General features: G+C 58.1%; 22 protein-coding genes and 1 pseudogene. 8 read left to right on the forward strand and 15 right to left on the reverse strand.

The window, feature by feature from the left end; genetic code table 11:
• Nucleotides 1-21: 21 nt before the first annotated feature.
• Nucleotides 22-474 (forward strand): dUTP diphosphatase, encoded by a 453-nt coding sequence (gene dut / locus NY406_RS02790; RefSeq protein ID WP_260633236.1) that lies wholly within the window; start codon nt 22-24, stop codon nt 472-474.
• A gap of 344 nt (nt 475-818) precedes the next feature.
• Here the strand turns inward: dut and NY406_RS11175 are convergent.
• The 7 genes and pseudogenes from NY406_RS11175 to NY406_RS02825 all read right to left on the reverse strand — a co-directional run.
• Nucleotides 819-938, reverse strand: a pseudogene (locus NY406_RS11175) (hypothetical protein); the annotation flags it as partial.
• Between the two features lie 35 nt (nt 939-973).
• Nucleotides 974-5776, reverse strand: a complete 4803-nt coding sequence (locus NY406_RS02800; protein ID WP_260633237.1) for a DEAD/DEAH box helicase — start codon at nt 5774-5776, stop codon at nt 974-976.
• Between the two features lie 16 nt (nt 5777-5792).
• Nucleotides 5793-6011: a hypothetical protein gene (locus NY406_RS02805; protein ID WP_260633238.1), complete on the reverse strand. Its 219-nt coding sequence runs from the start codon at nt 6009-6011 to the stop codon at nt 5793-5795.
• Between the two features lie 211 nt (nt 6012-6222).
• Entirely contained in the window at nt 6223-6870 is a 648-nt protein-coding gene (gene csmH / locus NY406_RS02810; protein WP_260633239.1) for a chlorosome envelope protein H, read from the reverse strand.
• 155 nt (nt 6871-7025) lie between these two features.
• The gene (locus NY406_RS02815; RefSeq protein ID WP_260633240.1) at nt 7026-7721 is read right to left on the reverse strand and encodes a TIGR04283 family arsenosugar biosynthesis glycosyltransferase; all 696 of its coding nucleotides are present in this window, start codon (nt 7719-7721) and stop codon (nt 7026-7028) included.
• The gene (locus tag NY406_RS02820) at nt 7700-8317 is read right to left on the reverse strand and encodes a TIGR04282 family arsenosugar biosynthesis glycosyltransferase (RefSeq protein WP_260633241.1); all 618 of its coding nucleotides are present in this window, start codon (nt 8315-8317) and stop codon (nt 7700-7702) included. Before NY406_RS02820 ends, NY406_RS02815 begins: the two co-directional genes overlap by 22 nt.
• A 141-nt stretch (nt 8318-8458) precedes the next feature.
• Nucleotides 8459-9820, reverse strand: coding sequence for an FAD-dependent oxidoreductase (locus NY406_RS02825; protein ID WP_260633242.1), 1362 nt, complete (start codon nt 9818-9820; stop codon nt 8459-8461).
• A gap of 649 nt (nt 9821-10469) precedes the next feature.
• Between NY406_RS02825 and NY406_RS02830 the strand changes: the two genes are divergently transcribed.
• Together NY406_RS02830 and NY406_RS02835 are read left to right on the forward strand one after the other, a co-directional pair.
• Nucleotides 10470-10994, forward strand: a complete 525-nt coding sequence (locus NY406_RS02830) for an Lrp/AsnC family transcriptional regulator (RefSeq protein WP_260633243.1) — start codon at nt 10470-10472, stop codon at nt 10992-10994.
• 66 nt (nt 10995-11060) lie between these two features.
• Complete coding sequence (locus NY406_RS02835; protein WP_260633244.1) at nt 11061-13205, forward strand: glutamine synthetase III; 2145 nt, start codon at nt 11061-11063, stop codon at nt 13203-13205.
• Between the two features lie 91 nt (nt 13206-13296).
• Here NY406_RS02835 and NY406_RS02840 read toward each other — a convergent pair whose 3' ends face one another.
• A complete protein-coding gene (locus NY406_RS02840; protein ID WP_260633245.1) occupies nt 13297-13713 on the reverse strand; it encodes a secondary thiamine-phosphate synthase enzyme YjbQ in 417 nt (138 codons plus the stop codon).
• Between the two features lie 116 nt (nt 13714-13829).
• Between NY406_RS02840 and NY406_RS02845 the strand changes: the two genes are divergently transcribed.
• Both NY406_RS02845 and NY406_RS02850 read left to right on the forward strand, forming a co-directional pair.
• Entirely contained in the window at nt 13830-14345 is a 516-nt protein-coding gene (locus NY406_RS02845) for a hypothetical protein (protein ID WP_260633246.1), read from the forward strand.
• A gap of 23 nt (nt 14346-14368) precedes the next feature.
• Nucleotides 14369-15175, forward strand: a complete 807-nt coding sequence (locus tag NY406_RS02850) for a pantothenate kinase (RefSeq protein ID WP_260633247.1) — start codon at nt 14369-14371, stop codon at nt 15173-15175.
• 170 nt (nt 15176-15345) lie between these two features.
• Here the strand turns inward: NY406_RS02850 and aroB are convergent, their stop codons facing one another.
• Both aroB and NY406_RS02860 read right to left on the reverse strand, forming a co-directional pair.
• Nucleotides 15346-16452, reverse strand: coding sequence for a 3-dehydroquinate synthase (gene aroB, locus NY406_RS02855; protein ID WP_260633248.1), 1107 nt, complete (start codon nt 16450-16452; stop codon nt 15346-15348).
• A 3-nt stretch (nt 16453-16455) separates the two neighbouring features.
• Nucleotides 16456-17031: a shikimate kinase gene (locus tag NY406_RS02860; protein WP_260633249.1), complete on the reverse strand. Its 576-nt coding sequence runs from the start codon at nt 17029-17031 to the stop codon at nt 16456-16458.
• Between the two features lie 151 nt (nt 17032-17182).
• On the opposite strand from NY406_RS02860, the gene NY406_RS02865 reads away from it, so the two are divergent.
• Nucleotides 17183-17902 carry a glutamine amidotransferase gene (locus tag NY406_RS02865; protein WP_260633250.1) on the forward strand — a complete coding sequence of 240 codons (720 nt, stop codon included), beginning with the start codon at nt 17183-17185 and terminating at the stop codon, nt 17900-17902.
• Here NY406_RS02865 and NY406_RS02870 read toward each other — a convergent pair.
• The 3 genes from NY406_RS02870 to NY406_RS02880 are packed head-to-tail and all read right to left on the reverse strand — an operon-like array spanning nt 17865 to nt 21017.
• Nucleotides 17865-20066, reverse strand: a complete 2202-nt coding sequence (locus NY406_RS02870; protein WP_260633251.1) for an ATP-dependent RecD-like DNA helicase — start codon at nt 20064-20066, stop codon at nt 17865-17867. The genes NY406_RS02865 and NY406_RS02870 overlap by 38 nt on opposite strands.
• Before the next feature lie 40 nt (nt 20067-20106).
• Nucleotides 20107-20256: a hypothetical protein gene (locus tag NY406_RS02875; protein WP_260633252.1), complete on the reverse strand. Its 150-nt coding sequence runs from the start codon at nt 20254-20256 to the stop codon at nt 20107-20109.
• A complete protein-coding gene (locus tag NY406_RS02880; protein ID WP_260633253.1) occupies nt 20217-21017 on the reverse strand; it encodes an MCP four helix bundle domain-containing protein in 801 nt (266 codons plus the stop codon). The genes NY406_RS02875 and NY406_RS02880 overlap by 40 nt, the downstream gene beginning before the upstream one ends.
• Before the next feature lie 163 nt (nt 21018-21180).
• On the opposite strand from NY406_RS02880, the gene NY406_RS02885 reads away from it, so the two are divergent.
• Both NY406_RS02885 and NY406_RS02890 read left to right on the forward strand, forming a co-directional pair.
• Nucleotides 21181-21408 (forward strand): HD domain-containing protein, encoded by a 228-nt coding sequence (locus NY406_RS02885; protein WP_260633254.1) that lies wholly within the window; start codon nt 21181-21183, stop codon nt 21406-21408.
• 585 nt (nt 21409-21993) lie between these two features.
• Nucleotides 21994-22485, forward strand: coding sequence for a DUF6650 family protein (locus tag NY406_RS02890; RefSeq protein WP_260633255.1), 492 nt, complete (start codon nt 21994-21996; stop codon nt 22483-22485).
• Nucleotides 22486-22505: 20 nt separating this feature from the next.
• Here the strand turns inward: NY406_RS02890 and rimO are convergent, their stop codons facing one another.
• Together rimO and tgt are read right to left on the reverse strand one after the other, a co-directional pair.
• Entirely contained in the window at nt 22506-23828 is a 1323-nt protein-coding gene (rimO, locus tag NY406_RS02895) for a 30S ribosomal protein S12 methylthiotransferase RimO (RefSeq protein ID WP_260633256.1), read from the reverse strand.
• Nucleotides 23821-24954 (reverse strand): tRNA guanosine(34) transglycosylase Tgt, encoded by a 1134-nt coding sequence (gene tgt / locus NY406_RS02900; RefSeq protein ID WP_260633257.1) that lies wholly within the window; start codon nt 24952-24954, stop codon nt 23821-23823. The genes rimO and tgt overlap by 8 nt, the downstream gene beginning before the upstream one ends.
• Nucleotides 24955-25141 lie beyond the last annotated feature (187 nt).

The raw sequence follows: 25141 nt of genomic DNA on the forward strand, positions 1-25141 counted from the left end.
AGGCAAAAAAAGATACACTCGATGATCAAGGTAAAAATAGTTCGACTCAATCAAAAGGCGATCCTGCCGGTCTATGCCACCGCCCATGCCGCCGGAATGGATGTTTCGGCATGTCTCGACGCGCCGGTGACCGTTCCGCCCTCCGCTTCGGCGCTCATTCCCACCGGTTTCGCCATCGAGCTGCCCGAAGGGCACGAGGCGCAGTTGAGGCCAAGGAGCGGGCTGGCGCTTCGCCACCTCATTTCGCTGCCCAACTCGCCGGCCACCATCGACGCCGACTATCGAGGTGAGGTGGGCGTCATCCTCATCAATCACGGGCGCGAGCCGTTCACGGTCAACCATGGCGACCGCATTGCGCAGATGGTGGTGGCGAAGGTCGATCACATCGTGTTCGAGGAGGTTGAATCGCTTTCTGAAACTGCAAGGGGAGAGGGCGGTTTCGGCCACACCGGTGTTCAGGCGAAAGCCGAATGACTTTGATCGAGATGACCGATCTGTTCTGTTATTCCACGCAGGCCAAAACTTAAAGCCCGGCTATAAAAAAGGGGTATCCGTTTTTTGTGATTGAAACGGGTTCATAGCTCTCCGTTCTCGATCATTCGGATGAGTGTTAAAATGTCCGCCCCGTAGTTCTTCTCCGTCTTTTCCGATTCTGTTGATTTCGGGACGTAGGGCTTCGGTTCAGGAGCGGGTTCCGGCACCATGCGGGCAAACGAATTACCCGTCTCGAAGTTGCCGGGTAGTCCGTACATCATCACCGGCTCAGGTTCAGACTGCCGTCTTTCCTTGCGCTCGAATTTTGGCCGCGACAGCTTGTGTTTGTGCGCCCCTTCGGCAAATAGAATCTTGGCCCGCAGCGCCTCGAGCAAGTATCCCCGGCCCAGCCGGTTCATGACCCGAATCAGCGAGTTCAACGACTCGGTGTAGGCGTTTGTAACGGGATGGGTGAAGTAGTTGAGGGCGGGCATGGTTGTCAGGCCAACACCAAAGAAGGAAGCCCATTGACAATCCGCACCGTCTCCACGCTCACCCGCACCACGCGCTTGACCAGATCGACCATATAGCGCGGGTCGCCGTGCTCGGCGCACCAGTCATTCGGGTCGTTGCGGATGCCGCTGTCCTTGTCCGTCGTGACCTGGTAGCGCTCCATGACCCATTCGATGGCGGGCTTGCCGTTGACGACATACTCCAGGGCCTCGGGCGGGATGCCGTCCAGGGTGAGGTGACCGTTGTAGATAATTGCGCTCTTATCGCCCTTCTTGGGGTAGCGCATTTTCACCACGCGCCAGTCCTCGACGGTGGAAGTGATGACTTCCTGCAAGGGGTAAGGCTCGATCGTTTCGTAGTGCAGGTGCAGACGGGCCAACTCGCGTCCGGCTTTGCTGAACGCCCAGAAGTCTTCCGCCTTGGCTGGTCGCGGGATACGCGGCAGCATCTTGCGCAAGTCGGCGGCAAACTTCCTGCGGTAGTCCGGCGCGTGCAGGATGCCGTAGACGTGATAGAACAGGTCTTCCTTGGTGATGGCGTCATCGCCATAGGCTGCCCGGTAGTCTGCCAGCGCCGCATCGGTGATGGCGTCGCGCCGCACATAGCCGTCGGCAACCGGCTGCGCCTGCTCTGCTCCGAAAAGCTCCCCGTGGGTCGGCTGCGTGTCAGTGGCCTTCTCATAGACGTAGAGGGGAAAGCATTGGCCTGCTGAAATCAAATGCAGGTTGGGTACGCTATCGACCATCAGGCAGGAGAACTCCTTGCTCTCTCCCGCCCCAGTCACCGAGATGGCGAGGTTGGGGTGGCGGGTTGAGGGGAAGAGTTTTTCTTTGAAATACTCGTTGAACTGCCTGTCGTAATAAAGCCACCCCTTGCTGAACGGACGATACAAGGCAACCCCGATCCTCTCGGTCTCGAAAGCTGCTGTTTTCATCCGAGCAAGTTGCGCGATCAAGCCTCGCGTCCACTTGATCTTCTTCGGATCGGTGTCGATAAGCCGCTGGGCTGTCTTTTCAGCGTCTTTCCCCGCAGCACGGCATTGCTCTCCAAACGCGGCAACCTGGCTGTTATAGAAGTCGATCATGCGCCGCATGTTGGCTTCCAGCGCCTGGCGCGAGAAGTTGTAAACCCAGTCGTCGCGGCTGGTTTCTACACCGCGTGAGCGTGTCGAAAAAATAGCCTTGTGGTCGTCATCGAGCGCCACAAACCCCTCGAACTCGGGATTACGCTGGTTGATCCAGTCGCCTGACTCATTGGGCTGGAGCCTCTGCCACGGGATGGCCTCGATGGAGCCGAATTCGGCGATCCGGGCGAGCTTTTCTTCCCGGTCGAGGTAGTCGCCAATGTCGTGGTAGTTCAGCACGCACTCGCCCTGGTGCGCCGGGTCTTTGACCAGCACCACGATGGCCACGGTGTTGCGCGAGCCTGCGTCAAAGACGTTGCCTGCCTCCATGCGCCGCTGCTCGCCCTGGGTGCGCGCATTGCCCCGCAGGTTGAACACATACAGATGGCTGAATTCCTGCGTCAGGCATTTGCGCAGGCCGTCGGCGGTGTTGCCGTCGATGAACGATCCGTTGGTCACGAAGGCCACCACGCCCTCTTTTTGGATGCGGTCGGAAGCCCAGCGCAGCGCCTTGATCTCCGAGGCGTAGAGGCTGTTCTTGTTCGTCGCGGTGGATTGCGCTGCATAGGTCTTGGCGATGCGGTCGTCGAGCCTGGGGTATTTCTGGTTCTGGTTGTTGTCGTTGGCGTTCTCTTGCCCGACCGAATACGGCGGGTTGCCCATGACCACGCGGATAGGTTGCTTCCTTTGCCGCTCGACGCGCTCGGTGTTCTCGCGGGAGAAGATGTCCTCCAGTTTGTACTGTTCTTGCTCGTGGAGCTGGAAGGTGTCGGTGAGCACGATGCCATCAAAGGGCTTGTAGTTCCCGGCTCGCGCATGGAAGGCGCTCTCGATGTTGACCGCCGCGATGTAGTAGGCCAGCAGCACGATCTCGTTGGCGTGCAGCTCGTGCTGGTATTTGTGCAGCAGGTCTTCGGGGCGGATCAGGCCCGATTGCAGCAGGCGCACCAGAAAGGTGCCGGTGCCTGTGAATGGGTCAATGATCTGCACGCCCCGGTCGCCCACGCTGGCCTGAAAGTGGCGGCGCAGCGCGGCGTCCACGCTGTGCACGATGAAATCCACGACCTCGACGGGGGTGTAGACGATGCCCAGCCGATCGGACATCTTCTTGAAGCCCTCTTTGAAGAAGGTTTCGTAGAGGTTCTTGATGACTTCCTGGCGCGATTTGTCGCTTTTGGCAAGTGAGACGCGCTCGCGCACGTTGTCGTAAAACTTCTCCAGATCATCGACTTCGGCATCGACCTCGTGCTTGTCCAGCACGTCGATGATGCGCTGCATGGCCTGCGAGATGGGGTTGTCCCGGGTGAAGGCATGCCCCTCGAACAGCGCATCGAACACCGGGCGGGTGATGACGTGCTGCACCAGCATGTCGATGGCCTCGCTTTCCTGAATCGAGGGGTTGATGTTCTTGCGCAGCCCTTTGAGATAGGCATTGAAGGCCCGCTCGGCCTCGCGCTTGGTGAGCAAGTCGCGGATCCGGGCTTCCAGTCGCTCGGCAATCCTCGCCACATCCTTGGCCCACTCACTCCAGTATTCCCGGTCGCCCAGTTTCTTGGGGATGGCGGCATAAACGGCCTGCTCGATGTCCTCGATGGGCACCAGGGGGAAGTCGATGACGGCCTGTTCCCCTGCCCCGGTGCCTGATGTGCCGTCGCCCTTGCCGCGATCCCCGCCAATGACATTCACCCGGCGGCGAAATTCCGCCTCGTCCACCAGGCGCTCATCGTGGGCGCGCAGCGCCTTGATGACCTTCCAGATGCCCTTGAATTGCGCGTCGCCCTCGATGTAGCTGTTGTAGTCCTTGATCTTGGCCGAGGGAATCGCCACCGGCAGGATGATGTAGCCGTTTTTCTTGCCCGGTGCCTTGCGCATGACGCGCCCCACGGACTGCACGATGTCCACGATGGATTCGCGCGTGTCGAAGAACACCACGGCATCCAGCGCAGGCACGTCCACGCCTTCGGACAGGCAGCGGGCATTGGAGAGGATGCGGCAGTGCTGCTCCTCGATGGCCCCGCCCGCCTCCCCTTTCAGCCAGTCGAGCTCGTCCTTGCGAATTGCCGCGTTCATGGTGCCGTCCACATGGCGCAGGGCGCAATCCACCATGTCGTGCTGCTCCGCGCCTGGGGTCTTCTGGTATATCGCCACCAGATCGGAAAACACCTCGGTGGTCTGCTGCGATGCCTTGATCGACTTGGAGAACGCCACGGCGCGGCGCATGGGCGCGGTGTCGTCGGTGATGTCTTGTTGGTTGCCGTCCTCGTCTATGGATTTCAAGCCCTGCTTGGACAGCCCTTTCCAGCTTCCGATGATCTTGGTGGCAAAGCTGATGTCCACCGCCTTTTTGTCGTCGATCTTGTAGGCGGCGTTATAGGTGTTGGACAGATGCGCCATGCGCTTTTCGTCCACGGCGACGATGAGCACCTTGTATTCGGACAGCAGATCGCGGGCCACGGCCTTGCCAAAGCTCAGGCGGTAGAACTCCGGCCCGAACAGGGCTTCGTCGTCCATCGAATACAGCACGGCTTCTTTCTCGCCGGCCTTGGTCTTGGTCGCGTCGTTGTAGATGCGCGGCGTGGCGGTCATGTAGATTCGCTTGGCGGCGCGGATCAGATGGTTCTGATGCACCTTGGTGAAGTCCGACACGTCTTCGCCCGGCAGCGTCAGGCCCGTGGTGCGGTGCGCCTCGTCGCAGATCACCAGGTCGAACGCATCGAGCGCGCCGATGCGCTGCGCGTCGATCACGGCCTGGATGGACTGGTAGGTGGAAAACACCACGCTGCGGCGGTCAGTGGACACTTGCTTGAGCGCCTGCGCGAGCTTTTTCGCGTCGGTCGTGGCGGGATAAGCGAGGTCGTGCGTGCGGATGTCCTCTTCTTCCTTGCCCACCTTGGTGTCGGAACACACGACAAAGGCATGGAAGGGATTGAAGGACTCCGCCGTCCATTCGCGCAGGGTTTGCGACACCAGGTAGATCGACGGGGCCAGGAACAGGATACGGCCCTGGGGTGGCGCCAGTTTCTCGGCCAGGCGCAGGGCGGTGAAGGTCTTGCCCGTGCCGCAGGCCATGATGAGCTTGCCTCGGTCATGGGCCTCAAATCCCTGGACGACCGCGCCGATAGCTTCGTTCTGGTGGTCGCGCAGCGTTTTCTTTTGGCGCAACACCATGCGCTGCGGGGCATCGATGCTGAAGGCCGACCAGTCCACCGGGCTGTCGGCCAGTTCGTTGAGGTAGAGCGTGCCCACGGGCACGCTCTGGCCCTGGATCACGTCCTCGGCGTTGCGGCCCCATTTGTCGGAGGTGGAGACGATCAGGCGGTAGGCGAAGGCGTGCTCCTGACCATCGACCTGAAACACCTTGCTGGAATCCGCCAGAAAAGAGCTGACATGCTCCTTCTTGAGCGGCGTGCCGGGTTCGTAGAACTTGCACTGGATGGCCCAGTAATGGCCGGTGTCTTTCTCCAGGGCCACCAGGTCGATGCCGGTGTTGTCCTCCTTCCAGCGCCCTGGCCACTCGTTCCACATCCACACGGCATCGAGCCGGTTGGCGTACTGCGGATCGGTGCGCAGGAATTGCGCCATCATCTTCTCGAAGAGTTTGCCCTTATGAAGCTGATCCTTGGAGAGATTGCGGAATTGCTCAAGAATGGTGTGGATGGTGTGCATGGCATGATTCCGTTATTTATCTTTCTTCGCAGACAGAATGGCGGCTGCATCCGGGTGACAACCCGCGAGGAAGGCCATCATTTCCGTGGCGTCCTTCGAGCACCGAGGCGTCCCACACGAATTCCGGCAGCATCTTGTGGAAGCGGAAGCAGACTCGATCAATCGAGTGGGACGGAACGGAAGTCGGCACTGCCGACTTGTCCCATCGGAAACCAAGAGCATCAAACAGAGTCATGTTTTCGCGCCTCATCAATCATTGAACACGGCTTTATGATAGCAATACGCCTTGCCTGTGTCAATCACAAAACACGCTTTTACATCTACTACCGTACGGCTTGGCGGTGCGGGATTTCAATCACGGAAATCGGATAGCCTAAAAAAGTCAGGGCGAGGTTGAACCACGCCCTGGTCATACGATCAAAAGTTTTTCAGCAAGGAATGGTTGCTTATTCGCCTTCAGGTTTATTTTCCGGTGCTGCCGGTGCTGCCGGTGCTGCCGGTGCTGCCGGTGCTGCGGGAGGCTGAGGAGTCATCGCCTTCAACGTGGCGGCACCCGATTCGGAGGTGTGCACCACGGGAATCTGCTGCACTACTTTTCTCTTCTCTTCGCCGCTGCCAGCGCCCATGAACATGGGGGGCATTCCCTGCGGGAAGATGCCGCCTGCGAGCTGGTTGATGCCTGCGCTGACATTGTCGAACAGGTTCTTGACCTGGTTGGAGTTGACCGTCGAGTTCAGGTTCGAGATCATGCCTGTCCAGAACTTGCCAAGCTCGTTGAACGAGTTCTGGATCTGCTCTGATTTCAGGGTGTTCGTGACTCCTTCGATGATCTGGCCGGAAACTGAATTGACGTTGTCGATTATTCCTTTGACCTGATCGGAGTTGATGGTGGTTGTGACCCCTTCGATGATCTGGCCGGTGGCGGAGCTGACCGTGCTGAGCACGCCCTGCACGGACTCGATGGTCGAGTCGATCAGAATGCCCATGTTGCCGATCAGATGCGCCATGTCGCCGTTACCGGCGTTGGTATTCGGTGCTCCGGCAGCCGGCTTGGGCGCCTCGGCGGCGGGCATGTTTGTTTCTTCGGTAGCCATAATGGTTTGATTTGAAGAGAATTGCGTAGAAGGTTATCCTTGCGGAGCCGTGCTCCTGTTGGAATTATTATGTTTTAAATATAGTGATAATAATCGAAAAATCGTTTCGTGCTTGAGTATGAAACGATATAGGTGTGGCGTTGGGTGACGGGTTTTTACCGGATCGAATCGCGGTAAAAAGCGACAATATTCTCCTGGCTGAAGCCGAGGGCATACATCAGGTGGATCGTGCCGAAGATGGCTTGCAGCCTGACCGTGCCGTTCGTGTGATATTTCCTTGCAGACGTGGTGACCGTCGAGTCGAGAATATGAAATTCGGCTTGGCGCTGGATCCGATCGATGATCTCGATGTCCTCCATGATCTGCAACTGCTCGTCGAATCCGCCGATCTGCTCGAATAGCTCTTTCGTGATGAAAAGGGACTGGTCACCGCCCCGGCAGACCGGCAGCGGGAACTGCGTGAACCAGCCGTAGAGCTGCATGAGCCAGTCCGGATCGTCGAAGGTCATGCGAAAGCAGCCGGCTTCGGTGCCCTGCTCGATGGCGGAGAGAATGTCGTCGCAGAATGATGGCGGGGGCGTGGTGTCGGCGTGCAGGAAGTAAAGGACTTCGCCCGCCGCCAGCTTTGCGCCGGTGTTCATCTGCACGGCGCGGCCTTTTTCGGATCGGCAGACGACGACGGGAAATGTCCGGGCAATCGCTTCGGTACGGTCATCGCCCGACACGCTGACGATGATTTCGGTGTCGCCACGTCCGTCAATCAGGCCGAGCAGCGTTTCGAGTGTGCGGGCGATTCCGGCCTCCTCGTTCCACGCCGGAATGATGACGCTCAGTCTTGGTTTGGCGCCCATAAGCCACTCGCTTTGAGGTCGTCGAAGGTGTCGATGTCCGAGAGCGCCGGGAGCAGGTCGTACGATCTGCCGTGCTCGCGGATGATGTGTTGCGAGTTGTTCAGCACGCTGGAGGTGCTCCAGGTTCTGTTCAGGAACAGCTCAGGGAAGGGGCGCTTCAGAGCCGAGAGGTAAAACCCGCCATCCCGCGCGGGGCCAAGCACTACGTCGCAGGCGTCGAGTTTCCGGAACGCGAGATCGAGGATGAACGGGCTGATCTCCGGGCAGTCGGTGCCGATGAGTGCGATGCGGCTGAAGCCGAGCGAAAAGCCCTTGACGAATGCCCGGTGCATTCGCTCGCCGAGGTCGCTGCCTTGCTGACGCCACGCCTCCGCGCCGCCGGTCAGCAGCAGGTCAGTTTCGGGAATGAAGTCGGAATAGGCGATGGCTTTTGATGCATCGACGGTTCCGACAGCCTGCCTGGTCAACTCACGGAGCTGCTCGTAAATCCGCAATGCCTCGGTTTCGCCAATCGAAGCGGCGAGCCGCGTCTTGACCCGTCCGGCGACAGGGTTTTTCGAGAAGACGATCAGCAGGTTGTCACGTCGGTTGTTCATGCGTGGCGTCCGTGAGGTTGTCGATGTTGGTCACAGGGGCGGGTTTTACGTCCGCCTTTCGCGACGATGGCGGGGTGACGGTTTCCGGGTGATCCGAGGCAGGAGCGGGCTTGAAGCCCGCCCTTTACGGGAATCCCGCGGTTACCGCCCCATCCGCTGGTACAGCTTTTCGGCCACTTGCCGTCCGCTGAGCGCAGCGCCTTCCATCGAAGCGAGGTAGTGCTGGTCGGTGTAGTCGCCAGCGAGGAAGAAGTTGCGGATCGGGCTGACCTGGTCGGGGCGGTACTGATCGACGTCAGGCACAGCTTTATAGACCGACTGCGGAATCTTGACGATGGTCGATTTGAGCAGCTTCGCGTCGCGTGATTTCGGAAAGCGGTCGTGAATCTCCTTCATCACCATCTCCGTGATGACCTCGTTCGGCAGGTCGAGCAGCTGGTGCGCCGGAGCGAGCACAAGGCTCATGACACTGCCGCCTGTCGCGCTGCCCATGCCCGCCTGGAAGTCGTCCGGGCAGGTGATCGAGACGTCGGCAAAGGTGGCGAAGGTGGTGCCCTGCGAGAACATCAGGTTGTCGGTGTCGGTGATCTTCTTGTCGAACCAGAGCTGGCAGTTGGCAACCGGGCTGCCGACGAACTGGTGCAGGTTTCGAAAGTAGTCGTGCTGGAGCCACTCGTTCGGCACGATCTTTTTGACGCTGTGCACCGGTAATGCTGAAATATAGGCGTCGGCCTCGATGGTGTGGCCATCCCTGAGCACAGCACGCTTGATGGTCTGGTCGTCGTTCAGCTCGAAGCGTGACAGGCGAGCGTCGATGAAGATGCGTCCGCCCTTGCTCTGGATATACTGGCGCATCGGCTCGATCATCGAGTCGCCGGGGTTCTTGCGGAAGAAGGCGAACTTGGTGGCTGCGTAGTTTGTGCCGAAATATTTGAAAATCGTGATCATCGGGCGGGCGCTGATGACGTTCGGCTCGATGAAGTTCATGGCAAGCGCGATGGCTTTCCAGAGCTTCTGGAGCGAGTGCTCCGAAGCACCGTGCAGTCGGTGCCACTCGGAGTAGGTCATGTGATCCTGGCTGCGGAAGTACTCCTCGTTGCCGGCAAGCGCTGGCCAGAGGCCTTTGATGAGCGAGATTTTGTCCCACATGGTGAGAAAGTCCGCCTGCAAACCGCCGACCACCTCGGCCCATGGGCTGGGCAGGTTGGCCTTCTTGAAGAACGACTGCTTGCCGTCCGGTTCGGCGTAAATCAGCGAGTGCTCCTTCCAGAGGTAGTTGTCCCCCGCGCCGATTCTGTTCAGGTACTCCTGAAGCTGGGCGTAACCACCGAAAACGATGTGCAGCCCGGACTCTATCGAGTCGCCGTCACTGTCCTTCCAGACCGAAACTTTTCCACCGAGCACCTTGCGTTTTTCGTACAGCTCGACGCTATAACCGCGATCGACCAGCTCGATGGCTGCGCTGAGACCGGCGACACCGGCTCCGAATATGGCTACTTTCAACGTTGCTTGGATTGCTTGAGGTTGGAGATGCTGAAAAATATTGCAGAATATAAGGTTTGAGACGCATTTCCGAAAAGGTGACGGGAGTGGCCAGTGGCCAGAATTCCGGAGGCTTACGAAGGATCGTTTGTCTTTTCTTCTCCTTGTCGCTCTTCAGGCTTTTTTTCGGGCTCGTCGGCCTGAAATTTTTTAAGCATTCTGTCAACTTCGTCGAAGAAGCGGAAACCGAGGTTGAGCGACTCCTTGACAACGAACCGCAGGTCTTGAAATGCAGGCCGGTTATATCTTTCCGGCTGCCGGATCAACCGGCCGGAGGAATCCGGAGTTTCGTTTTCATCAGCGGAGAACTTTCTGGACAGCTCTTTCATGACGGTAACTCAGTCGATAAAGGTGATGAATCTCTTTTTGCTGATTCTGGATGGTCGCTCGGACTGCTACCTCATACAGAGAAAGCAGTTGAGAGACATAGATTATTAACTTACATTCTTGTCTGTAAATAACAAGATTTTTATTCAACGGTTGCAGCTGTTTGTCGAGATTAGATCCTAAAATATTTAGGAAAATTACCTCTCTAAGCCATTATTATTTAGAATAAGCTTGTTTATTTCTTAGATTTCATTAATTTCCTACAAAATCGAAGATTCTGCTTATGTCCGGACACCTTGACCTCATCGACCTGAAGATCATTGAATCCCTTGGCGGCAACGGGCGGATACGTCTGAGCGAGTTGGCCGAGGTGGTCGGTTTGTCGATTCCTTCAGTCAGCGAGCGTCTCGACAAGCTTCAGAAGAACGGTATCATCAAGGGGTTCACGATGGAGGTCGATGAGCGGCAGCTCGGTTTCGACATCCAGGCTTTCGTGCGTGTGCGCGTCGATTCCTCGAAGCACTACAAGTCGTTTATGGAGCACGTCATGAAAGAGGAGGAGATCATGGAGTGCTACTCCGTCACCGGAGAGGGTTCGCATATCCTCAAGGTTATGACGCACAACACCGCTTCGCTCGAACGGTTCCTGTCGCGCATCCAGAGCTGGCCGGGAGTGCTGGGCACCAACACCAGTTTCGTTCTTTCACAGTTGAAAAGGAATAACAGGATCTGCGCCGAGATTGTTCGCAACAATCTGCAGGACCGGCAGGTGCTGATTACCTTCGATGAAAAGAAATCGAGAAAATAACCAGCAGTCATTTCAGGTTTAATCAACCACGTCTAAAACAGTCAAAAACAAGTAAAGGAGGATCTCTTGAGTAACGAGAGCAAAAAAACGGTGGTGTCCTACTATGGCGCATTGACCTTTGGTACTGAAGCCATGAGCGAAAGACTTCCCAAAGAGGTTTTCAAGGCGCTGCAGGAAACAATCAAGGCCGGCAAAAAGCTTCCCGCCGACATCGCCGGTGTTGTAGCCCACGGCATGAAAGAGTGGGCCATGGAGCATGGCGCTACCCACTATACCCACTGGTTCCAGCCGATGACCGGTACGACCGCAGAAAAACACGATGCCTTTCTGACCACCCAGATGGATGGCACCGTGATTGAGCGTTTCTCTGGCGAGCAGCTCATCCAGGGCGAGCCTGATGCTTCGAGCTTCCCGTCGGGTGGTATGCGTTCGACCTTCGAGGCCCGTGGCTACACCGCATGGGATCCCTCCAGCCCGGCATTCCTGATGAAGGGCGGCAAGGGCATGACCCTCTGCATTCCGACGGTCTTTATCTCTTATCACGGTGAGGCTCTTGACGAGAAGACTCCGCTGCTGCGCTCCATGGAGGCTGTCAGCAAGGCTGCTATCCGCCTGCTCGATACCATCGGTATCACCGGCGTGACCAAGGTTAACACCTATGCCGGTCCCGAGCAGGAGTACTTCCTGATCGACAAAAAGTTCTATACCCAGCGTCCTGACCTCGTCATGACCGGTCGCACCCTGCTTGGCGCTCTGCCGCCGAAGGGCCAGCAGCTTGAGGACCACTACTTCGGTTCGATTCCTGATCGCGTGCTCGAGTTCATGCAGGAGGTCGAAGAGGAGCTGTTCCTGCTCGGCATTCCGGCCAAGACCCGTCACAACGAGGTGGCTCCGCACCAGTTCGAGATCGCTCCGATCTTCGAGCAGGCCCACATCGCCTCCGACCACAACCTGCTGGTGATGGAGGTGATGCGCAAAGTGGCTGACAAGAAAGGCTTCTCGCTCCTGCTCTTTGAAAAGCCATTCGCAGGCATTAACGGTTCGGGCAAGCACAACAACTGGTCGATCGGCATCGATGGCGGCATGAACCTCCTCGATCCCGGCGATACTCCCGAATCCAACATCAGCTTTCTTGTTTTCCTCGTCGCCGTGCTCAAAGGCGTGCTCAAGCGCTCGGCTATTCTCCGCGCATCGGTTGCCAGCATCGGCAACGACCACCGTCTCGGCGCCAACGAGGCTCCGCCGGCTGTCGTCACCGTTTTCCTCGGCGACCTGCTCGAGCGTGTGCTCGATGCCATCGAGAGCGGCAAGGTCGATCTGAAGACCGAGAAGCAGATTCTCGACCTCGGTCTCAGCCACCTGCCGGTGCTCAACAAGGATTACACCGACCGTAACCGCACCTCGCCGTTCGCCTTCACCGGCAACAAGTTCGAGTTCCGCGCCGTCGGCTCAAGCCAGCCGATCTCGGTGCCGAACACGGTGCTCAACACGATTATGGCAGAGGCTGTCGATGACCTGAACGCCGAAATTCTCGCAAAGATCGAGGGTGGTATGCCCAAAGAGGAGGCGATTCTCGCCGCCGTTCGCGAGGGCATCACCGCAACCAAGGCCGTGCGCTACCCTGGTGACAACTACAGCGAAGACCTCCAGAGGGCTGCTGCCGAGCGTGGCTTGCCGAACATGAAGAACACCCCGGAATCGGTTCGCGCCTGGACCGACAAGGGCACTATTGCCATGTTCGTCAAGTACGGTGTCTTGACCGCCGAGGAGATCGACTCCCGTTACAACGTCCGTATCGAGCGCTACGTGAAAGGCATCGACATCGAGGCCCGCACGCTGCTGCTTATGATCAAGACCATGGTCATTCCGGACGCATCGGAGTACCAGGGCGATCTGGCCAGCTCCTTCAACAATCTGGTTGCAGCTGCTGAATCCATCGGCCTGTCCGATGCAGCGTTCCAGAGTCAGGCAGGTCTTCTCAAGACGCTGGCCGAAGATCTGTCGAAGCTGATCGATCTGACCGCCATCCTTGAAGAGACCATCGAGGAGATGGAAGAGCAGGAGACGGAGCTCGACAAGGCCGATTTCTGCGCTGCAAGGCTTCTGCCCTGCATGAACGCCATCCGCGAGGTTGCCGACAAGATCGAGGTACAGGTCGACCGCAGCCGCTGGCAGCTTCCAACCTACTCCGAGATGCTCTTCGAGCACTAAGAGCTGGAGCGAAAGCACAAGTAAAAAGAGGCCTGCCAAAGCGGGCCTCTTTTGTTTTTTGTGGAGAAGTGGACTTGGCGGACAGGGAGGACTACTCTCCGATGATTTTGATGAGCACTCGTTTGCGGCGTCGTCCATCGAACTCTCCGTAGAAGATTTGTTCCCAGGGGCCGAGGTGAAGCTCACCTTTGGTGACGGCCACCACCACTTCGCGACCCATGATCTGGCGTTTATGGTGCGCGTCGCCGTTGTCTTCGCCGGTGCGGTTGTGCCGGTAATGCGACGGGTCGTGTGGCGCAAGCTCTTCGAGCCACTGCTTGTAGTCGGCGTGCAGGCCCGGTTCGTCGTCGTTGATGAAGACCGATGCGGTGATGTGCATCGCGTTGACCAGGCACAGCCCCTCCCGGATGCCGCTCTCATCGAGCGCGCGTGAAACGTCGCGGGTGATGTTGACGAAATCCATTCGGGATGCCACCTCCATCCAAAGCTCTTTGTGGTACGATTTCATTGATATTCCGGTTCGGGATTACGCAGGATGATTTTGGTATGGCTTTGTGTTTATCGCTTGAAAAGCCGTATAATTGTCGTTCAAAGATAACAAGAAACATCTCAAGGTTCGCGCCCATGACCGATCTTTTCCAGTACCCGATGTCGTATCCCGGCTGGTGGCTCAGCAACTACTACTACTTCACCTGGACGCTGGCCATGCTGTTTCTCGCCGGCGGATGGGCCTTTTTCTACCGGTACGGCAAGTTCAGTTATGGCGTCGATTTCGGCTGTTTCTGGAAAACCGCCCTTCTGGTCATCATGACCACCATTGCGCTTGGAGGACCGTCGTATTACAACACGAAATTCGTCGCCGAGCACGGCAACGACGGAGATTCCGTTTTGCTCGCACCCGACCGCATCGAGTACCGTTTCCGCAACGGTGAGAAGAAGATGTTTCTGCTGAAGGACATTGTGTCGATTTATCAGGAACCGGTGACCTACAACCCGCCACCGAAGATTTTCATCGTCGCCAAAAACGCAGGTCTCCGGGACTCGATTACTGTCACCGAGGGCAAATACGGCCTTCCGGACGTTGACAAGCTGCTTTCAGCGCTGTCGGCCAGGACGGGCTTGCAGATCAAACGGCCCTAAACACGGTATCCAGCGCATTTCCCATGCAGAGTTCCCGGGGCGAACAGGCTGCCGTGCCTGTGCGGCTGGTCGTTGACATCGGCAATACGACTACAACGCTGGCGATTTTTACCGATGCGCCTGAACCGTCGGTTGCGTCGGTACCGAGTGCGCTGTTTGCCGATTCCAGCGCAATGCGCGAAGTATTTGGCAATATGGCCCGGAAGCACGGCGAGCCACAGGCCGTCGCCATTTGCAGCGTGGTGCCTTCCGCAGCCGCAGCCGGTTCGGCGCTCATCGAATCGCTCTTCTCCGTGCCGGTACTGACCATCTGCAGTAGGCTCCGGCTCCCGTTCCAGCTTGAATACGCAGCCCCGCACACCTTCGGTGCGGATCGCCTTGCCCTGTGCGCATGGAGCCGACATCTCTTTGAAGGAAAACCGGTTATCGCTGTCGATATTGGCACGGCCATCACCTTCGACGTGCTTGAATCGTCGGGAGTGTACCGTGGCGGTCTCATTATGCCGGGTATCGACATGATGGCTGGCGCGCTCCATTCGAGAACTGCGCAGCTTCCTCAGGTACGGATTGACAGGCCGGAGAGCCTTCTCGGGCGCTCGACGGACGAATGCATCAAAAGCGGAATTTTCTGGGGAGCGGTCAGACAGATCAGCGGCCTCATCGAAGCCATTGCCGGGGAGCTGATGGGTAACTCCGGCGATTCACCGGTCGAAGTGATCGTCACCGGCGGCAATAGCAGAATTATCGCCCCGAAGATCGGCCCGGTCAGTGTTATCGACGAACTCGCCGTCCTGCGCGGCAGCGATCTCTTGCTGCGGATGAATTCGTGAATTGATCGGGAAAAATCAGACAGATCCGTCTTATCCGTCCGATTTCCTAAGGGTGGGCGTTAAACTCGCTCCTGCAAAGCCTCGAACTTGGGGCTTACCGCTTTTTCTCTTCCCCCCCGGCTTGAAAGCCGGGGCAACAGAAGAGAATGTAAGATCGAATGTCCGCAGGGTTAAAACCCTGCTGAAGAGAACCACCCCATCGCGTCCTCAATCGACTGAATCACTTCGGCTTTTGCGATCTCCTTATCGTGCAAAAAGGCGTGGCCGATCTGGTCGAGGAGGACGAAGCGGAGCTGCTTGTCGATCTTCTTTTTGTCGGAGAGCATACTTTCCACCAGCTTTTTGCGGTCGAGTGAGAGGAAGCGCTTCTGGACGAGGCCGCGCGGGAAGCGGAAGCGGGCGAGCAGCGCGAGGCCTTCGCGCAGATCAGCTTCGGCGAGGAAGCCGAGCCGGTGTGAGAGGAAGAGTGCGCAGACCATGCCGATGGTGACCGCCTCGCCGTGGCGGAGGTTGCGGTACTCGGCCATTTTTTCGAGACCGTGCGCGAAGGTGTGGCCGAAGTTCAGCGTCGCCCGCAGGCCGCTGGTTTCGCGGAAATCTTTTTCCACCACGTCGGCCTTGATGAAGGCACTGCGGCTGACCGCTTTGGAGAGCCACGGCTCTTCGAGTTGCACCACTTCGTTCCAACGAGTGGCAAGCAGGTCGAAGAACTCGCGGTCGGCGATGAAGCCGTATTTCACCACCTCCGACATGCCGCCGTAAATTTCGCGCGAGGGGAGTGTCCGCAAGTAGGCGGGGTCGATCAGCACCAGCTCCGGCATGTGGAAGAAGCCGATGAGATTTTTGCCGAGCGGGTGGTTGATGGCTACCTTGCCGCCGATGGAGCTGTCGGTCATGGCGAGCAAGGTCGTCGGCAACTGCACCACCGGAATGCCGCGGTAGTAGCTCGCCGCGATGTAGCCGCCGAGGTCGCCCACCACGCCACCGCCTGCGCAGAGCAGGTTCCAGCTCCGGTCAACGTCTGCCTCAATCATCTGTCCGTACAGCTTCCACGCCGTCGAGACGCTTTTCGAGGTCTCGCGCGCGGGCACGACGAGTTCAATGGTGCGGAAGCCCTGGCGCTGCATCGATTCGATGATCGCGTCGCCGAAAAGCCTGCGGGTGTTCTCGTCGAAAAGCAGCACGGTTTTTTTGCCGAGTTCCCTCGTGGCGTAGAGTTCGCCGACGGAGTCGATGACTGGCGTTCTGACGATGATATGGCTGGACGGAGTCTGCATGTCTTACTTTTCGTTAGTGTTGTTTTTCGACGCGCGGCGAATGTGGCGCTCGATTTTGCGTGTCAGCTCCTCGACGCTTGTACCAATCTTTTTCGAGTCGGTGAAGAACACCAGATCGGCCTTCAGGTAGCGGGGTTCCCGTTTTTTCAGAAGCTCCGCGATGCGCTGCTGAATCTCTTCTCGCGTCAGCTTCTGCCCGTCCGGGCCTTTGAGCAGGGGGCGGTCGGTTTTGTGCTGGAGCCGGAGCGTGAGAATTTCAGGACTGGACTTGAGGTAGATCAGTGTGCCGTGCGTAGAGATCAGCTCGAAGCAGCGATCGTTTTCAAGCACGCCGCCCCCCAGCGAGACCACCATTTTTTCCTGCCGGCCGATCTTTTCGAGCGTGCTGAGTTCGAGCGAACGGAAGGCATCTTCACCATCCTCGGCGAAGATTCGGTTGATGCTCTTTCCGGCGGCAAGCTCGATTTCACGGTCGAGGTCGATGAACTCGAAGCCGAGCGAGTTGGCCAGGAGCGGGCCGATGGTCGATTTGCCTGAACCGCTGAAGCCGGTCAGAAAGATGAGTGAGTGGTGTTTCATCCTGTTATTCTGCGGGCGACGGCGTCCCGCTGTTGATTTGCGGCCAATATACGAAAAAACGGAGCGATAACCGGCGAGGCGCGATTGTTTCAGCCGCTGAAAGATGAGATAGCTTTGTGGCAGCAATTTCGATCACTGGAAATCATCGTTTATGAAAAGTCTGTATATCATCAAGGCCGGGAGCACCTTTGCCACCGAGATGGAGCGGCTCGGCGATTTTGAGGAGTGGGTGCGGCGCGGGCTGGGCGACGTGGCGTGCCCGGTTGCGGTGGTGAACGCCGAGGGCGGCGAGGCGTTGCCAGCGCCGGAGCTGTGCGCCGGGGCGGTTGTCACCGGCTCGCACGCCATGGTGACTGACAATCTGCCGTGGAGTGTCGCCATTGAGCGGTGGATACAAGAGCTGATCGCCGCCCGAGTGCCTTTCCTCGGCATCTGCTACGGCCACCAGCTTCTCGGACGGGCGGTTGGCGGCGAGGTGGGCTACCATCCGCGAGGCCGGGAGGTCGGCACGGTCTCCATCGAACTGACGCCTGAAGGCCAGCGCGATCCGCTTTTCGAGGGCATCCCGGCGCGGTTCGTAGCGCACGCGACTCATGCGCAGAGCGTGTTGCGGCTGCCGGAGGGCACTGTCCATCTCGCTTTCAACGGCTTCGAATCGTATCACGCCTTCCGGGTAGGTGAATCGGCTTGGGGCGTGCAGTTCCACCCGGAGTACACGCGGGAGATCATGCAGACTTACGTGCGCGATGAGATCGCTGACCTCGAAGCGGCTTGCGAAGATGCCGGAGCGTTACGCGAGGTGGTGTCGGAGGCGCCGCTGGCCGGGCGGGTGCTTACAAATTTTGCCAGCGTTGTTTGCCGGACTCTCTGAGCCGCTGTACGAGGCCGGTCAGGCGGCGCTTTGACTTGCAGTTTTTTATCGCCAGCGCGAGCGCTTTCGGTTCGGCGACGATCACCACGAGCTTGCGACCGCGCGTGACCGCCGTGTAGATGAGGTTGCGTTCGAGCAGCGTGAAGTGCTGCATGGCGAGCGGAATGACGACCGCCGGGTATTCAGAACCCTGGCTTTTGTGAATGCTTGTCGCATAGGCGAGCGACAGTTTGTCGAGGTCGCTGAAGTCGTATTCGACGCGGTGGTGGTCAAAGCGGGCCGTCAGCGTTTCCGCCTTGGCGTCAATCTGCTCGACAAGTCCGATGTCGCCGTTGAAGAGCTCCTTGTCGTAGTTGTTGACTGTCTGGAGCACCTTGTCGCCCGGCGCGAAGGTCGTCCCGCATCGCGTCACTTTCGGCTCGGCGGTGGGGTTGAGCTTCGCCTGAAGTTCGGCGTTCAGCGCATGCACGCCGACGCCGCCCTTGTTCATCGGCGTGAGCACCTGCACGTCACGCACCGCGTCGAGGCCGAAGCGCTTCGGGATGCGCTCCGTGACGAGCTGCATCACCTTGTCGTGAATCTCCTCTGGCGAGCCGGCTTTCACGATGTAGAAGTCCGACAGCTCGTCGCCTTCGGCGGTCAGCGGCATTTCGCCTTGGTTGATGCGGTGGGCGTTGACGACGATCATCGACTCGGCGGCCTGCCGGAAGATTTCGGTGAGGCGCACGGTCGGGATCGCCTCCGACGAGATCATGTCGGCGAGCACCGCGCCGGGGCCGACCGACGGAAGCTGATCGACGTCGCCGACGAAGACCACCGCCGCGCGGTCGGGGATCGCCGCCACGAGCTTTTGCATCAGCACCACATCGACCATCGACGTCTCGTCCACCACCACCAGCGATGCGTCGAGCGGGTTGCCGCGTCCGCGCTTGAAGTCGAACGCCTGCGGATCGAATTCGAGGAGGCGGTGGATCGTCTTTGCTTCGATGCCGGTCGATTCGGTGAGGCGCTTGGCCGCGCGGCCGGTGGGTGCGCAGACCGCCACGGAGACCTTTTCGCGCTGGAGCACCGAGAGGATCGCCCGCAGAATCGTCGTTTTGCCGACGCCCGGCCCGCCGGTGATGATCGAGACCTTGCTGGCTAGCACGAGCGTCACCGCGCTGCGCTGCGAGGGGGAAAGTTCAAGGCCGGTTGTCTCCTCGATCCAAGGCAGCGCGTCGTGCGGGTCGAGCGCATCCCATGGCAGCGGGCCGCGCAAGAGGCGATGCAGGCCGGAGGCGACGCCCGTTTCTGCGCGGTGCAGCGATTCGAGGAAGAGGCATGGAACGTCGTCGATGGTTTCGCCCACGATGCGGCGGGTCAGCTTTTCGTTCGTCACCGCTTCGGCCACGAGCGGGCGGTCGATATGGAGCAGGCGCGACGCTTCGTTGATCAGCGTCTCTTCCGGCACCGCACAGTGGCCGCTTTGCGACAGCTCGCCGAGCACGTGGCTGATGCCCGCCTCGGCCCGCATCAGCGAGTTTTTTGCAACGCCGAGGCTCGTGGCGATGGCGTCGGCAGTCTGGAAGCCGATGCCTTCGATGTCGAGCGAGAGGCGGTAGGGATTCTCGGTGATTGTCGCGATGGCCCGTTCGCGGTAACGGCGGTAGATCTTCCAGGCCCGCGCAACGCCGACGCCGTGCGTTTGCAGGAAGAGCATGATGTCGCGGATCGCCTTCTGCTCGGCCCACGACTCCGTCACCATATCGAGTCGCTTGCGCCCGATACCGGGGATTTCAAGCAGCCGCTCAGGATCGTTCTCGATTATTTCGAACACCGCGTCACCGAAGCGTTCGATCAGCTTTTTCGCGTAGAAATTGCCGATTCCCTTCACCTGTCCGGAGGCGAGGTAGCGCTCCTTGCCTTCGAGTGTGGTGGGTTGCACGGGGGTGATTTTCGAGGCCTTGAATTGCAATCCATGCGTGCGGTCGTTCTGCCACGAGCCGACGCACTCCATGATCTGCCCCACGGCGGGCGAGGCGGCGCGGCCCACCACAGCAACCGGCTCACGTTGCCCGGCGACCCGTAGGCGCAGTACCGTGAAGCCCGACTCCTCGCTGTAAAAGGTCACCCGCTCGATCGAACCAGAGAGGCGCTCTTCGTGTGAGTCGGCGGGTGTTTGCATGATTCGGGTGGCTGTTGTGGACGAAGAACGGAGCCGGGTTTTACGGCTTCCTGGCGGCGAGCTTTTGCAAGGCTTCGAGTGCGCGGTCGCACCCGGCATCGGCTTTGCGCTTGTCGCCGAGCGACAGGGTTGCGGTGCTTCTGTTGGTGTTCAGTGTCGAGAGACGCACGATCTCGCTGTTGACGCGCATGAACTCGCTGAAGTCCGTTGCAGCTTCGCGGATGTAAGCGAGGCTTTTTTGCCGGTCATTTTGCTGAGCGTTTTCAGAGCGGCGCTGGCTTTGGCCTGTTCAGCCAACATCGAGGATTCGAGCTTTTTCTTGTCGGCATCAGCCGTGGCGTCGATGTGGCGCGACTGGAGCAGTGCGATGTTGCGGATGGCGATGCGGGCATCTCCGGCGATCTTGTCCATCTGCGCTTTTCTGGAAGCCGGGGTGAGCTTTGCCGTCAGCTTGGCGAGATTGTCGTCGATTTTATGCATCAGATCCGCGCCGATCGAGTTTGAAAGGTCGAGCGCCTTGTCATTGGTGTGCTGCGGGGCTGATTCGAGCAGGCTGGCATCGATCTGCTGAACCTCTGCCCACGATTTGCCGAATTTGGCGACCAGCTCCTTCTCTTTTGCAGAGCCGCTTTTGGCGATGATCGTTTCAAGTGTTTTCAGGTCGCGATTAACTTCTCGGGCCGCAGCTTTTGACTGCTCGGCGAAACCTGCCGACTCCTCGTCGCTTGTGGACAGGACGGCGCTTTTCTCCTTTTCAGCGGAACGCGCGAGGTTCATCCGCATATCCGCCAGGAGAGCCAGCTTCTGGGACCCGGCGGAGCCGCCATTGATGATCGACGCGCTCTGGAGCCAGAACGACGCCAGCAGCGTGATCAGTGCTGTTGCCACAAGGCTTGCCGCCCATGCCAGTCCTATACTTTTGCCTGCTTCTTTCTCGTCCCTGTTCGTCATGAGCATCTCGATGGTTGACTGGCATTCAGAGGTAATCCGTTGCCCCGGAATGCCCGGAAAAGTTTATTTTTTAACGATTCGGGGAATATACAAAAGGACTTGCACGATTTGCCGCCAAAAGGTTTCGTCCGTTTCGTGAAAATTAAAAATATGAAGATCAACCATGATGCAAGCCAAACCTGAAGAGGTCTCGCTGGTCGATGCGCTGGTTGATCCCTGGCTGGGGGTGATCGGGCGCGATTTCGCAGGTTACCGCAACCACTGCCGCCGGGTGTTCATTTTCGCCTGCGCGTTGGCCGGAGCGGAAGGGGAGATGCGCGAAAAAATGGCGATAGCGGCTGCGTTTCACGACCTCGGCATCTGGACGGACTCCACCTTCGACTACAGTTAAACCCTTCCGCCAGGCCGACTGGATCGACCTCACCTTCGGCGCTCGCACCTTCGGCCTCGAACGCCGCTACATCCGCGAAATCCAGCGCCGCTATCCGAATTCCGGTTTCCACCTCGCGCTTGCAAGATTGAGTTTCGAGCGGATGAAAACGCATCCGAAAGATCCGTTGCCGATGATGAGGTGGTAGGCTAAGCGAAGCGGTAGTCCAGCGATGAATGTGTGGAAATGGATTTTGAAATCGATATGTTGATTTCAATTGCAATTTTTATTGTGCAAATACGATGACTGCTACAGCAATTGAAAATAATTCTTGCGCTCTTTGGGCTTGGGCTGAGGGACGGATGATTTTTTTGAGCTTGCAATGGGTGTATAATCGGTTTTTCGGCGGATCGATTCGGGATTTTGAAAGCGGCGTCGGCAGAGGAGCTGAAAAAGGTGACGGTCGAGGGGATTGTCGCCGAGCATTTTCAGCTTCCGCTGCCGGAAGTAGCGGCGTGGTGTTATGCTGGATCAGTGTGAAAAAGTGATAGTTAGGATTTTTATGCGGAAACCATATAATCAATGTTATGTATCAAGAAGAGGCTGTTGAAATTCGCAGAAATTGTTAAACGAATCACGGGTTTTGGTACTCCAATTTTTGGCATTTCATGGATTCCGCCAGAATCAGAACGCGTTGCGGCAAAACGTATCATTTCTCAGCTCGAAAACCGGCGCGTTCTGTATAAATCGAGCGAAATGGAAGTTCCAGAACATTGCGTAACCTCTATAATTGACATCCGCCGAATGCTTTCCCTTGAGCTTGATTCTTTAGAAGATAAGTCGGTTTTGGCAAAGTCAATACGAGCGATGCGCGCTGCTTGTCGAAAATTCCTCGATTTAGTGCAGGCAGATCACAGGATAGTTCGTTTCGGGGCGCATTTTGGTCATTTTGCAAGTTGGGAATTCAATGGTGCAGTAGGTGAGCTTCGTGGAGTGTTTGGTGTTCATTTTGCCCAGATTGCGGCGCAGTACGGTTTGGATATCGAGGATGATTTAGCTGCAATCCTTCCAGTGCCGGGCGAATCAACGGAAACATAACAAAAGCTAAATAAGAGGTTTTACTGCTGCTTTTTATTTCTTTTCTCCCCAATCCTCCCAAACAACTCGTAAGCCGTCGAATCTTCGACAATCACCTGTCGGAAATCTCCTTCTTTCGCTACCTCATCTCCAATCTCGATAATCACGTCGTTATCGACTTCGGGGGCGTCGTATTCGGTCCGTCCATAGGCGACGTTTTCCTCGATGCGGTCGATGAGAACTTTGAGCGTCTGGTCTTCGAACTTGCGGTTGAGGCTGGCCGAAATTCCTTCCTGTAACTCCATCAGTTCGCTGACCCGCTCCTCCTTCTCTTCGTCACTCACAGTGTCGTCCAGCGCGTAGGCGGGGGCGTGTTCTTCGTGGCGGTAGGGGAAGCAGCCGAGGCGGTCGAAGCGGGTTTGGCGGACGAAGTCGAGCAGTTCCTCGAACTCTCCGCGGGTTTCGCCGGGGTAGCCGGCGATCATGGTGGTGCGGAGGCGGATGTCGGGGTTTCGCTGGCGGATGTCGTCGATGAGCTGTTCGGTGGCCTTGCGTCCGATGCCTCGTTGCATCGAACGGAGGATGCGGTCGTTGATGTGTTGCAGCGGCATGTCAAGGTAATTGCAGACGTTACGGCGCTCGCGCATGGTATCGATCACCTCCAGCGGGAAGTTGAGCGGGTAGGCGTAGAGCAGGCGGATCCAGTCGAAGCCCATGTCGGAGAGGCGCAGCGTGAGGTCGTTCAGCGCGGACTTGCCGTAGAGGTCGTAGCCATAGACGCTGATGTCCTGAGCGATGAGATTCAGCTCCTTGACGCCCTGCTCTTGCAGTAGCGCGGCTTCGCGCAGAAGCTGCTCGACTGGCTGGCTGACGTATGGGCCGCGAATCTTCGGGATCGAGCAGAAGGAGCAGTGCCGGTTGCACCCTTCGGAAATTTTCAGAAATGCGTAGTGCGGTGGTGTGAGCAGTTCGCGCCGGTCGAACAGTTCCTCCCGGTATTTCGCGCCGATGGCCACGAGCACCTCCGGCAGTTCCCGGGTGCCGAACCATCCGTCAACCTCCGGTATTTCCTCGGCGAGTTCGTTGCGGTAGAGTTCGACGAGGCAACCCATCACGTAAACCTCGCGGACGCCACCGTCCTCCTTTTTGCCGATGGCAGCGAGGGTCTCGTTGATCGACTCCTCTTTGGCATCCTCGATGAAGCCGCAGGTGTTGATGAGGATGATGTCGGCCTCGTCCGCGTCATCTGTAAAAGTCAACCCCGAGGCGAGTGCCTGCGCCATGAGACGCTCGCTGTCCACGGTGTTCTTCGAGCAGCCGAGACTGAGCAGGAAGATTGCCGGTTTGCGTTCCGTTTCAGCCATTGTCATTACCGTTGAACTCCATGAGGAACGCCTCTTTCCACTCCCTGAAAGTGCCCGTCTGGATATGCTGACGCGCGGTCGAGGTGAGCCAGAGGTAGAACGAGAGGTTGTGCATCGTGCAGAGCTTCAAGCCGAGAATCTCGCCAACGTTGAGCAGATGGCGGATGTAAGCGCGCGAGTAGTTGCGGCAGACGTGGTTGTCGAACCCTTCGTCGATGGGGCGGAAGTCGTCGGCGTACTTTCCGGCGCGCAGGTTGATCGTGCCTTTGCGGGTATAGACGCGCCCGTTGCGCCCCTCGCGCGTCGGGATGACGCAGTCGAACATGTCGATGCCTCGCTCGATGGCGTTGAGAATGTTCGCGGGCGTACCGACCCCCATCAGGTAGCGCGGCTTCGATTCGGGCAAAATGGTGTGCGACAGTTCAATCATCCGGTACATCTCCTCCGCAGGTTCGCCGACCGCCATGCCGCCGACCGCGTAGCCGTCGAAATCCATGCCGACCAGCTCCTGGCTTGAGTGAGCGCGCAAATCGTCGAAGGTGCCGCCCTGTGTGATGCCGAACTGGAACTGCTCGTAGCCGTAGTGCGGGCGGGTGGAAAGAAAATGGGTTCTCGCCCGCTCGGCCCAGCGCAGCGTCAGCTCGCCGGACTTGCGTACGTACTCCCGTTCGGCAGGCCACGGCGGACACTCGTCGAGTGGCATCATGATGTCGCTGCCAATGATGCGCTGCGTATCGACCACGTTCTCCGGTGTAAAGTGGAGTTTCGAGCCGTCGAGATGCGATTTGAACATCACTCCCTCCTCGCTGATTTTGCGCAGATCGGTGAGCGAATAGACCTGATAGCCGCCGCTATCGGTCAACAGCGGGCCATCCCAATTCATGAAGCGGTGAACGCCGCCTGCCTTGAAGAGAATGTCGTTGCCGGGCTTGAGGTAGAGGTGGTAAGTGTTGGCGAGAATGATTTTTGCGTCGAGCGCCTTCAGCTCCTCTGGCTCGACCGACTTGACGCTGGCGCGAGTGCCGACCGGCATGAAAATCGGCGTGGGAATGTCGCCGTGGCTGGTCGAGAGCACGCCGCAACGCGCGGCTGAGTGGCGGTCTGTGGAGAGAACTGAAAATTTCATAGTGCTGGGCAGGTGACGGAAACTGATGGCGTAGCCATAACGATGAATGAAGGTAGGGAACCGTATTCACAAATAAAAATTGACATGCTTTGCGTGTTTGTTAAAGCAATAATGAAGAAAATAACGGTATAAAATTTTATAGATGGGCAAAAATGTTGTAAGTTTAAAATATACTTCATAGAGAATG

The organism is Chlorobaculum sp. MV4-Y (assembly GCF_025244685.1).
Taxonomy (GTDB): Bacteria; Bacteroidota; Chlorobiia; order Chlorobiales; family Chlorobiaceae; genus Chlorobaculum.